The organism is Chryseobacterium sp. R2ACT005 (assembly GCF_049949215.1).
Classification (GTDB): Bacteria; Bacteroidota; Bacteroidia; order Flavobacteriales; family Weeksellaceae; genus Chryseobacterium.
The window spans coordinates 2,303,233-2,314,856 of the sequence record NZ_CP188192.1 but is presented as its reverse complement, the minus strand read 5'-3'; the positions used below and the strand labels follow the sequence as shown (position 1 = coordinate 2,314,856).

11 protein-coding genes and 1 pseudogene are annotated in these 11,624 nt (G+C 35.5%); 3 read left to right on the top strand and 9 right to left on the bottom strand.

Annotation, left to right across the window (positions count from 1 at the left end; translation table 11 throughout):
• Window positions 1-162 precede the first annotated feature (162 nt).
• Window positions 163-696: pseudogene (locus ACPF63_RS10660) on the bottom strand (DUF6629 family protein).
• A 140-nt stretch (window positions 697-836) separates the two neighbouring features.
• On the bottom strand, window positions 837-1,517 hold the full coding sequence (locus tag ACPF63_RS10655; protein ID WP_426482997.1) for a BON domain-containing protein: 681 nt from the start codon (window positions 1,515-1,517) through the stop codon (window positions 837-839).
• A gap of 145 nt (window positions 1,518-1,662) precedes the next feature.
• Between ACPF63_RS10655 and ACPF63_RS10650 the strand changes: the two genes are divergently transcribed.
• Together ACPF63_RS10650 and ACPF63_RS10645 are read left to right on the top strand one after the other, a co-directional pair.
• Window positions 1,663-4,179 carry a cation-translocating P-type ATPase gene (locus tag ACPF63_RS10650; protein ID WP_426482996.1) on the top strand — a complete coding sequence of 839 codons (2,517 nt, stop codon included), beginning with the start codon at window positions 1,663-1,665 and terminating at the stop codon, window positions 4,177-4,179.
• Window positions 4,180-4,269: 90 nt separating this feature from the next.
• The gene (locus ACPF63_RS10645; RefSeq protein ID WP_426482995.1) at window positions 4,270-4,827 is read left to right on the top strand and encodes an inorganic diphosphatase; all 558 of its coding nucleotides are present in this window, start codon (window positions 4,270-4,272) and stop codon (window positions 4,825-4,827) included.
• A gap of 80 nt (window positions 4,828-4,907) precedes the next feature.
• On the opposite strand, the gene ACPF63_RS10640 is transcribed toward ACPF63_RS10645, so the two are convergent.
• The 4 genes from ACPF63_RS10640 to ACPF63_RS10625 form a co-directional block, all read right to left on the bottom strand.
• Window positions 4,908-5,936 (bottom strand): MlaD family protein, encoded by a 1,029-nt coding sequence (locus ACPF63_RS10640; RefSeq protein WP_426482994.1) that lies wholly within the window; start codon window positions 5,934-5,936, stop codon window positions 4,908-4,910.
• A gap of 41 nt (window positions 5,937-5,977) precedes the next feature.
• Window positions 5,978-6,757, bottom strand: coding sequence for an ABC transporter ATP-binding protein (locus ACPF63_RS10635; protein WP_426483215.1), 780 nt, complete (start codon window positions 6,755-6,757; stop codon window positions 5,978-5,980).
• Window positions 6,757-7,521 (bottom strand): MlaE family ABC transporter permease, encoded by a 765-nt coding sequence (locus tag ACPF63_RS10630; protein ID WP_426482993.1) that lies wholly within the window; start codon window positions 7,519-7,521, stop codon window positions 6,757-6,759. Before ACPF63_RS10630 ends, ACPF63_RS10635 begins: the two co-directional genes overlap by 1 nt.
• A 110-nt stretch (window positions 7,522-7,631) precedes the next feature.
• A complete protein-coding gene (locus ACPF63_RS10625; RefSeq protein WP_426482992.1) occupies window positions 7,632-8,294 on the bottom strand; it encodes a BON domain-containing protein in 663 nt (220 codons plus the stop codon).
• Window positions 8,295-8,459: 165 nt separating this feature from the next.
• Here ACPF63_RS10625 and ACPF63_RS10620 point away from each other — a divergent pair, with 165 nt between their 5' ends.
• The gene (locus tag ACPF63_RS10620) at window positions 8,460-9,392 is read left to right on the top strand and encodes a 1-phosphofructokinase family hexose kinase (protein WP_426482991.1); all 933 of its coding nucleotides are present in this window, start codon (window positions 8,460-8,462) and stop codon (window positions 9,390-9,392) included.
• Window positions 9,393-9,441: 49 nt separating this feature from the next.
• On the opposite strand, the gene ACPF63_RS10615 is transcribed toward ACPF63_RS10620, so the two are convergent.
• The 3 genes from ACPF63_RS10615 to ACPF63_RS10605 form a co-directional block, all read right to left on the bottom strand.
• On the bottom strand, window positions 9,442-9,918 hold the full coding sequence (locus ACPF63_RS10615; RefSeq protein ID WP_426482990.1) for a Dps family protein: 477 nt from the start codon (window positions 9,916-9,918) through the stop codon (window positions 9,442-9,444).
• Window positions 9,919-9,965: 47 nt separating this feature from the next.
• Window positions 9,966-10,730, bottom strand: coding sequence for an SDR family NAD(P)-dependent oxidoreductase (locus tag ACPF63_RS10610; protein ID WP_426482989.1), 765 nt, complete (start codon window positions 10,728-10,730; stop codon window positions 9,966-9,968).
• Between the two features lie 116 nt (window positions 10,731-10,846).
• Window positions 10,847-11,512: a BON domain-containing protein gene (locus ACPF63_RS10605; RefSeq protein WP_426482988.1), complete on the bottom strand. Its 666-nt coding sequence runs from the start codon at window positions 11,510-11,512 to the stop codon at window positions 10,847-10,849.
• Between the last annotated feature and the right edge of the window lie 112 nt (window positions 11,513-11,624).

Genomic DNA, 11,624 nt, shown 5'->3' with positions numbered 1-11,624 from the left:
TTCTACTATAGCTAAATTATTTTTATTTGACATAAATTTCAGAATACTCTCTTTGCTTTTTATCTGTTTTTTCATTCACAATTATATAAACAGACATGCTTATGATCGCAGCGAAAAAACACCAAACAGAGAGTATATAATGATCGTAAAAGATCTCTGAAACTATATAAGAAACCAAATGGCTATACCAAAAAAGTGCATTCTTTTTAGGTGGGAAAAAAACGGAGGAGCAATTGTTGCCACACCGTATAATATAATACTGTAATTTCTCAATGAAACAGGATAGTTTTGTATGTAAGTAATATGATGACCAATAATCTTTGCTTCCACATGATATGATAAAAGACAATAAGCCAAATAAATACTCACAATGATTCCTACACCTAATAATATCTTCTGTACTTTTTTTCGTGGCTCATTATCTTCAAACATTAAAAGAGAAATAGGTACCCAAACGGGCCACAGAATCTCTGCAAAAAATAGAAATATAAAAGTTGTAGCCCGTTGCATAATGATATGATCTGTCTGGGGAAGGGTTAGCCATAGTATTCCTTCTGTTACCTGTTAGACTCCAAAAATTAATGGAATACATGCAAAAAGATGCTGTGAAGAATGCCGTGTTTTTTTTATACATGCTATCCCAACAGCCGTGAGTGATATACCTGCTGAAAAACTTGAAATTGCTGAAAAACACATTTGAATGGGATTTTAAAAGTTATTTTTCGTGACTTTTTTACAGAATAATGTTAAACTTAATGGCTATTCATTATTGTTAAAACAAAGTTTGCTATAATTTCACAATTCGCTGCTCTACAGCATGAATAAAAGAGTCATATCTACGATGATAAATTATTGTTTGAATATTCATAATCTACCAATAGCCTATTATCTACATGTTGTATCCCTGGAGTTTTCCATGCAATGCGAGTGGCCTCTTCTTTTTGATGCCATGAATTTACTGTTCCTGTTAAAATCACTGTAGTGCCGGATACTTGAATGTGAACATCATTATTATAAAACGCCCAGTTCATGTTCATTGCGTGCTCAATATCTTTTTGTTTAATATCATCCATTATATCTGATATGATTTTAATATGATTGATTACTCCTTTTACACCTGAAAGATACCGGATTGCATTTTTAGTAATTTCCCGTTGATAATCCCATTGCAATTCACCTTCCAATGTCACCTGACCATTTTCCACAATCACTTTGATTTTGTTTTCTGGAATCAATGCATTCGATTTAAAAGCTTTTAAGATCTCTGTGGCAATTTCATCATCAGTTATTGATAAGGAATCTGGAGATTTAACGACAATGTTTTCTACTAAAACTTTTACTCCAATAACTTTTTTTGCAGCATTCTCGGCCTCTATTTTTTTTGCATAATGATCAACTACTCCAGTAAGGGTAACGACACCGTCTTTTGCAGTCACCCCTATTTCTGCTGCGTGTAGTAATGGTTCCCTTTTAATGGCATCCTGAACATTTTTTTGTAGCTCTGCATTTGTTTTCATGATATCGTAATTTATCAATCAAAATTCAAAGAATTTTGGAAAAAACACTATGATATACATCACATAGAAACCTGATATTGGTCAAGAGTGGAAATTCAATTGGTATACAATAATTGCTTATTTTTAGATAAACTATTAATTTGATATGTCTTACAATATACCCGAAGGCTTGAAAGGTCTTACAGATGATGAAGTGAAAGCTTCCAGACAACGAAATGGATATAATCGGTTGGAGGAAATTCGTAAGAATACATGGTTTGATCTGGTCGTTAATATTTTAAAAGAACCGATGCTCATCTTGCTAATCATTATTTCACTTATTTATGTGATTGTGGGGGATTATGGCGAGGCCGCGTTTATGTTTGTGGCTATCGTAGCGGTAACTGCTATTTCTTTTTATCAGGATAATCGCAGTAAAAAAGCTCTTGAGGAACTTGAGAAGCTGAACGAACCTTTAAGTAAGGTCATCAGAAACTCCCAAATAGTAGAAATTCCAACCCATGAAATTGTTGTAGGTGATTTATGTGTTACTGAAGAAGGAAAAAATATAAATGCTGATGGAGTGATTGTGCACAGCAATGATTTCTCTGTGAATGAATCATCTCTTACGGGCGAAAGTTTTTCAGTTTTTAAGGATAGTAAATCCGAGGATAATCTTGTGTATAGTGGTACGGTTACAGTTTCAGGATTGGCCGTTTTTAAAGTACAAAAAATAGGAAAAGAAACACGTGTTGGTAAAATTGGAGAATCTATATTAAATATAAAAGAAGAAATATCACCGTTGCAGATCCAGATTCGGAAGTTTGTGAAATGGATGGCAGTTGTCGGGATCGTTATTTTTTTGATGGTCTGCATATTCAGTTATATCAAAACCGGAGATCTGGTTACGAGCCTGCTTAGTGGATTAACCCTGGCAATGTCTGTATTGCCTGAAGAAATTCCTGTGGCATTTACAACTTTTATGGCCTTGGGAGCGTGGAAGCTTATGCGTCAGGGCATTATTATTAAGCGGAGCAGTATTGTAGAAACCCTGGGAAGTACCACGGTTATCTGTACTGATAAAACTGGAACCATTACTGAGAATTCGATGAAGCTTCAACATTTATATAATTACCTATCCGATAAAATTTATGAAGAAAAAGAATTTAAAAATGATGATTTAAGTGAACTTATTGATTATGCAATGTGGAGTAGTGAACCAGTCCCTTTTGACCCTATGGAAATCACTCTGCATAAAACGTATGACGAAACTCAAAAGAATGATATAAGGAAAGAATACAAGATGTTTCATGAATATCCGCTTGAAGGTAAGCCACCCATGATGACTCATCTTTTTGAGAATGAAAATAAAGATAGAATTATTGCAGCTAAAGGAGCTCCGGAAGCAATTTTGAATGTTTCCCGCCTTTCAGAGACAGAGAAAGAAAAGATAAGGGACATTATAAAAACATTTGGACAGCAAGGTTACCGCGTTTTGGGAGTTGCGAAGTCGCATTTTGTAGGGAACAATTTTCCCAAAAGACAGCAGGATTTTGTATTTGAATTTTTAGGGCTGACTGTATTTTATGATCCTCCTAAAAAAGGAATAGAAAAGGTCTTTCAAAGTATTTATGATGCCGGTATTAAGGTAAAGGTTATAACGGGAGATAATGAAGATACAACCAAAGCAATTGCAATACAGGCAGGAATTATCAACACTACTCCTGCCATCAATGGTAGTGACATAATGAATAATACTGAAGAAGCATTAATGGAAATCTCGGAAAAAACTACTTTATTTACCAGGATGTTTCCGGATGCGAAACTTGCAATAGTACATGCGCTGAAAAAGAAAGGCGAAGTGGTAGCCATGCTTGGAGATGGTGTTAATGATGGCCCTGCCTTAAAAGCTGCACATATTGGAGTTGCCATGGGAAGTAAAGGAACCGAAATTGCCAAATCAGCCGCTGCATTGGTTATAACGAATGATGATTTAGAAAAACTGATTGTGGGAATTGCTGCAGGAAGGAGAATTTATAACAATATTAAAAAGGCGGTTCAGTATATTATTTCCATTCATATTCCTATTATACTGACGGTTTCTATGCCCCTGTTTTTGGGATGGATATTTCCACACATATTTACTCCGGTTCACGTTATTTTCCTTGAATTAGTGATGGGGCCGACTTGTTCTATTGTTTATGAGAATGAGCCCATGGAAAAAAATACAATGAAGCAGCCGCCACGAGCCATCGGAGATACTTTTTTAAGTTTGAGTGAGCTAGGAATCAGCTTTATTCAGGGGGTAGTGATAACCCTCGGAATTTTATTTGTATATCAGTTTACCGTTCAAAATGGAGGTGATGAAGCCACGACAAGGGCAATGGTATTCAGTACATTGATCTTTGCCAATATATTACTGAGTTTTGTTAACAGATCATTCTTTTATAGTGTGTTGGAAAGTTTCAGAAACCGTAATCCCTTGCTTATTGGTATTTCCATCTTAGTTCTGGGATTACTTTTTGCAATATTATACGTAAAGCCTGTCTCTCTATTCTTTAAGGTAACAGCACTTAATATAGATGAATTGGGATTCACTGTTTTCATCGCAGCGGTTTCTGTTTTATGGTTTGAGATTTATAAGTATGTAAGAAGAATAAGAATAGGAAAAGCAAAAGCATAGTGACTACCACCCATTCTTAAGAATACTATATTCTTGAAACTTATAGGAATAAATTAAGAACAATAGAAATAAATAATTAAAACTTAAATAATGATAGGAAACCAACATCCGTGGCATGATGTTTCTCCGGGAGAACATCTGCCTCAAATAGTTACAGCAGTTATTGAGATTCCCACCGGCAGCCGTACTAAATATGAAATAGACAAACTCTCGGGATTAATAAGATTGGATAGGATTCTTTTATCTTCCATGTATTATCCTGCCAATTACGGGATCATACCACAGACCTATTACAGTGACGGAGATCCTTTAGATATTCTTGTGTTATGTTCGGAAAGCCTCGTTCCCCTTACTCTGGTTAATGCGAGGGTGATAGGAATAATGGAGATGACAGACGAAGATAAAAAAGATCATAAAATAATAGCAATAGCTGAAAATGATTCTTCTATGCTGCATATCCATGATATTGAAGAACTGCCGGCTTATACCGTTAATGAGATTCGGAATTTTTTTGAAGAATATAAAAAATTAGAAGGGAAAACGGTACAGGTATTTGGTTTCAAAAATAAGAAAGAAGCTTTCAACTGTATTGAAGAAAGCTTAATGATGTATGCCAAAGAAATCAAACCTAAAATAAAAAATATTTAACCTGATTTCATTTCTGTGTATATTATAGTAGGTTGGTACGAATAAATGAATCATACCATTTTGAATGGATTAGGCAGCAATCATCTTTTTTGTTTTTCGTTTTCTTTTTTCTTTTTATTAAAATAACCTCTCAGCAAAAAATTGTTCTTAGCGGCTGCCTCTATTTCTCTCAGTTCACCAACACCTTTTTCAATATTAACAATAGTGGAATCTACAGATTTCCCTAATTTAGGATTGTTGGTAAGTTTCGATAATACATTCTCATCATTATTTATTTTCGAAGTAAATTGAATTAGATCATCAGAGCTTTTTTCAAGATTGCGCAGTGTCTTTTCTATTGAAGGAGCTAAAGAATCGTTGGAAGATAATTGAGAAAACACATTGTTTTTGTCGTTTAGTTTTGTTGTAAACCTATTAATTTCTTGGGAGCTGTTCCGCAAATTAGAAATGCTGCTTTCAATATTATCTGACCATTTCTTATCGGTAAATATTTTTGATGCAAATCCATTTTTATTATTCATAAGGGATGTGAATTTTGCCAGTTCTCGGGAGCTTATCTGTAAATTTTCTATGGTTCTGTCAATGGTTGACGCAAAATCTTTATCGGTCATTATTTTTGTCAATAAACTATTCTTGTTATTCATTTTACCGCTGAACTCCACGAGTTCGTTGGTAATTGTTTTGGCATTATCGGTACTTTGTTTTACGCTCGAGAGTATATCATCTATCTCGATAGTTTTATAAGAAGTAATGAAGTCATTATCCTTCACTATAGTGTTAGATTGTGGACCGGGGGTAATAATAAGTATTTTATCACCCATTAATCCGTCAGATGCAATGCTGGCAACTGCATCAGTTTTGATATATTTTTGAACATCCTTTCTAATTAATAGCTTTACCAAAACCAATGAATCGGAAATAAAATTTATTTTGCTGACTGTTCCAATGTTAATTCCGGAAAGGCGGACATTACTGCCTTGCTTTAATCCGCTGACGTTTTTAAACTCAGAACGAAGAGCGAAGTTAGAGCCAAACAAATTTCTGTTGACCCCAATAAAGTATATGGTTGTTATGAAAAGAAGGATGCCAACTGTGACAAAAATTCCCAATTTCCAGTTGTTTGATGACTCATTGTTCATGATTGTTCTATTTATTTTTCAAAAAAAGATTTTACCCAATCATCGGCATTATTTTCTATGTCTTTATAGCTGCCCTCGGCCTTAATTAGACCGTCCTTAAGGACGATGACTCTGTCACCGGTATATTTTGCACAGGTTAAATCATGTGTTATGATTATGGATGAGGTATTGTATTGTAGTTTGATATTTCGAATGAGCCCGATAATTTCACGAGCTGTGATGGTATCAAGACCTCCTGTCGGCTCATCATATATGATAATTTCCGGTTTAATGATTAGTGCTCTCGCCAGCCCAATTCTCTTTCTCATTCCTCCGGACAGTTCTGCCGGCCATAGGTCAATCGCTTCCTCCAGTCCTACATTTTGTAAAGCTTCTTTAACAGCTGTTTCTATTTCCTGTTCGGTAAGCATTTTATTATTGTGCTGCAATGTAAAAACTAAATTCTCTCTGACCGTCATTGAATCATATAAGGCCCCATTTTGGAATAAAAAACCAATTTTCATTCGGATCCGGTTGAGTCCTTCCTCATCCAATTTTGTTATATCCTTTCCTGATATAAATATTTCTCCTTTATTAACTTTTGTAAGGCCAACAAGGCATTTAACCGTAACAGACTTCCCCGAGCCCGATTTTCCTAAAATGACCAGGTTTTCTCCTCTTCCAACGGTAAAGCTGATTCCATTGAGTACCTTATTACTGCCATATGATTTGTAAACATTTTTAAATTCTATCAATGTCTCGCAGTTTTGTAATTCATTATACTCGGCTGTAAATTTTTCCCTATTTTCCATCATAATTCAAAAAATAAGTCGGTTATCTGTACGGCTACAAGATCAATGATAAAAATGATCAATGATGCTGAAACTACGGCTGAATTTGCCGCTTTCCCTACACTTTTAGTTCCCCCCGAAGCATTAAATCCTTCATAACAACCAATAATACCAATAAAAAATCCAAAAAAGAAGGTTTTAATGATAGCCGGTAAAATATCTTCATATTCTAACGATTGAAATACATGGGAAAAATAATGTTCAAGATTGCTTTCGCTGTGCATATTGATGCCGATAAAGCCACCGATAATCCCAATCAGATCGGCATATAGTACTAAAACAGGAATCATTAATGTCGTAGCAAGAGTTCTGGTTATCACCAGATACCGATAAGGATTGATCGCTGAAACCTCCATGGCATCAATTTGTTCTGTGACTTTCATAGAACCCAGTTCTGCTCCAATTCCTGACGAAACTCTTCCTGCACAAATCAAAGCCGTAATGACCGGTGCAATTTCTCTTATTAATGACAGTGAAACCATACCGGGTATCATAGATTCTGCACCGAACCTTGCCATAGCCGGACGTGACTGTATAGTGAGCACCAATCCCATGATAAAAGCTGTTATCGTTACTAAAGGCAATGACTGATAACCAACAACAAAACACTGTCGTATAAACTCTTTAAACTCAAATCCCGGTTTTAAAATTTCTTTAAAAAAGCGACGGGAGAATAAAGCTATATTGCCTGCGATGCTAAGGTAATTTTTAAAATAGGTTTTCACGATGTTGGATTTAAAATATTCCAGTGCATTTTGTTTATAATCTATAGGATTAAACTTATCAACAAAACCGGTGGCTTGCAATGCTTAGAAATGAGGTAAAGGTTTATTAGTTATAAATCATACTCATAATCTACTTCTAACTTATTTTTTACATCCTGTATACCAGGCGTTTTCCAGGCAATACAACCAGCCTCTTCCTTTTGATGCCAGGTATGTACTGTCCCTGTTAATGTGGCAGTAGTTCCGGTTACGAACACCCTGATTTCACTATTATCGATCGAACTTCTTTCAAGCGCGCTTTCAATATCACTTTTTTCAACGGAGTCCCGGATTTCGGGGTTAATGGTAATATTATTGTAAATACCTTTGACGCCGAGAAGATACCTGACAGCATTTTCTGTAATTTCCCTTAAGTACTCCCAAGATACTTCACCATTCAGATCTACCCATCCATCTTCTACTTTTACTGTTATTTTTTCTTGTGGAATAAATGAGTTTGCATTAAATGCAGCTATAATTTCACTGGCGATTTCGACATCGTTTTTTGACCTGGGATCTGGTAATTTTACTTCGATATCTTCTACCAATACTTTTACTCCCAAAACATTTTTTGCGGCATGTTCAGCCTGCAGCTTTTTTGCATAACTGTCTACATGACCCGTAAGGGAAACAATTCCGTTATTTACAACAACACCAATTTCTGCTGAATGCAGCAAAGGTTCCCATTGAATGGCATCCTGAACATCTTTTTGTAATTCTGCATTTGTTTTCATTTTTTATACAGTTTTATACTTCAAAGTTCCAGCAATTTCACAAAATATAAGATGACCAACATCACAGTGAATCATGATATTAATCAGTGTAAATACTTGGTGGTGTGTATTTTATTGTTGAAATTTGGATAGCTATGTACGTGTATAGCTTTAAAAAAAATAAAAATGGACAAAACTATTTTAACAATAACACTGAATCCGTCGGTAGACAAAAGCAGCAGCGTTCAAAGCATCGTTCCTGAAAAGAAATTACGTTGTAATTCTCCTAGATATGAACCGGGAGGAGGCGGAGTTAATGTATCCAGAGCCTTAAAAAGATTGGGAGTAGTCTCAGACATTTTTTTTACTTCAGGGGGAAGAACCGGCAGGTTACTTGAAAAATTGCTTAAAGCTGAGGAGCTGAATATATTTCCTTTCCATGTTTTTTCAGAAACCCGGGAAAATTTCATCGTTTTAGATATCTCCAGCAACAACCAGTATAGGTTCGGATTTCCCGGAGAAGAGCTGACGCAGGAACAACAAAAAGGTATTCTAAACAGTTTGCCTGCCATAAACCCCTGTCCGGACTTTGTCGTCATCAGTGGTAGTTTACCAACAGAAACAAATCCGAATTTTCTTAGAAAACTTGTTAATATGTATAATTCGATGGGAACTAAGGTCATTATCGATACATCAGGAGAAGCTTTGAAAACAGCTGTAGATGAGGGTGTGTTTTTATTAAAACCGAATATTGGAGAACTTGCCTTTTTAGTAGGAAAAGAAAAACTGGAAGAACCTGATATAGATCAAGCTGCCCAGCTTATCATTTCACAGGGTAAAGCTGAGATTGTGGTAGTATCATTGGGCTCTCAGGGTGCTGTCTTATTTTCAGGAAGTGAAAAAATTAAGATTGAGGCACCGGTTGTTGAAGTAAAAAGCACTGTTGGCGCTGGAGACAGCATGGTTGCAGGCATGGTTTCGGTTTTGGTAAAGGGAGGTGATTATAAAGAAGTCCTTTCCATGGGAATTACTTGTGGATCTGCCACTACAATGACCGAAGGAACAGGACTTTTTACCAGGGAAAATGCGAAGCACTTATTTTATAAAATTTGGAAATAACTTTTACTCAAAAATGATATCATAGTTAGCTCCAATTTTTGTCGCGAAATTATTCTACTATATGTGAACGTAAAGGCCAAGCCATTTTCTGATGTATTTCTAAGAGACACGTTATAAAATGACTTGTTGCTACGTCGTGTAAGTCATCCTTACAATTCATGGTATATTCACAAAGTCTAAGAATAAGACTTTCATGATCTTGTAATAATTCTGTAATAAAAGCATGGCTGTTATGTCTCTCCCCATTTTGTTCTGTAAAATGGGTTGAACTTACGTACGATTTTAGAGTTGCCGGTACATACTGACCGAGAGAACGTATTCTTTCTGCAATACTGTTGATGATATCATCCAATTGTTTGCATTGAGTATCAAAAAAAGTACGTTTGTCATGATAGTCAGCTCCCTCAACATTCCAATGGGCATTTTTTGTTTTTATATATAAAACGTTTTCATCTGCCAATATTTTTATGAGCTGATCCGCGATTGCCTGACGATGATTGTCTGCTATTCCTATTTGTATTTTCATTTTAATTGGTTTTATTGTTTTTTAGTATCCCAGAGAAATACATATTACTATTTTGCAGACATTCCACCATCAATGATCTGAGTTGTTCCTGTAATGAACTGACTGTCTTCGCTTGCAAGAAATAAAGCCAGTTTTGCAATTTCAATAGGTTCAGCATAACGTCCTAATGGTATTGCCGCCTCAAATTGCTTCTTAACCTCTTCACCATGTCCTGCAGATGATGAGCTTTCTTCTATAGAACGCATCATTCTGTTATTTACCGGAGAAGGGTGAATTGTATTCACTCTGATTTTTCGCGAAGATGCTTCAAGGGCTGTAGTTCTCATAATGCCAACTACGGCATGTTTACTGGTGACATAAGCACTTAACTCTGCAAACCCCAATATTCCGGCCACAGATGAAGTTATAATGATGCTTCCACCATCATTCATTTGAGGCAAAACATATTTATTGCCCAGCCATACCCCTTTGACATTGACGGACATAATTGTATCAAAAACGTCTTCAGGATAATTTTCAATTGGCTTCACAACTCCTTCAATACCGGCATTGTTGAAAAACACATCTATTTTTCCAAATAGTTTTATGGTTTCCGCAACATAGTGTTCAACATCAGCAGCTTTTGAAACATCAGCAACTGCATATCTTATATGTTCGCTATTTAATTCGTAGGCAGCTTCTTGTAATTCTTTTTCAGAGAGGTCGACGAGCATTACTTTTGCTCCCTCTTCTAAAAATAGTTTAGCTGTAATTTTGCCAATGCTTCCGGAGCCGCCTGTTATAATGGCTACTTTATTTTCTAATTTGCTCATGAGTTCAGATTTATTTAATGAATAGATTTTGGTAATTTTTTAATGGTAATCTATATTGAACTGAAATTGAACTGCAGAAAAAGTTATCTTCCACAGGTCAAAGATTAAATCCGGGATTAATAAAAATCATACTCATAATTAACTTCCAGTTCATTCTTTACATTCCATATACCCGGAGTTTTCCAGGCAATACGACCGGCTTCTTCTTTCTGATACAATGAATTTGCAGTTCCCGTTAAAGTTACCGTTGTTCCCAAAACAGATACTTTAATATCATTATCATAAATTGAGCTTCTTTTCAATGCGTCCTGAATGTCTTTTTTTTGTATCACATCGTCTAATTCTGATTTAATTGTAATTTTATTGATCAAACCTTTTACACCGGTAAGATATTTTACTACACTTGCTGCTTCCTCTTTTTGGTAATGCCATGGTAATTCACCTTCTAAGGTTACCCATCCATCTTCAACTTTTACCATTATTTTATCATCGGGAACAGAGTAATTAGACTGTAAGGCATCCAGTACTTCCTTGGCTATTTCAGCATCAGCCTTTTTCAATGAGCTTGGAAATTTTACTTCAATATTTTCAACTAAAGCCTTAACACCAGCAACTTTTTTTGCAGCATTTTCGGCCTCAGCTTTTTTTGCATAATTGTCAACTATGCCGGTCAGGGAAATCACACCGTCTTTTGCAATAACGCCAATTTCTGCAGCATGCAGTAATGGCTCCCATTTAATGGCATTTTGAACATCTCTTTGTAATTTTGCATTTGTTTTCATTTCAATTTTTTTTTGGATTAATAAATGTTTAAAGTTTGCTCATTGCAAGAATTTTATAGTTGCATCTAATTCTTAGAGTACTTTTTGCTTAAGTCAATGCTGTATGTTAATT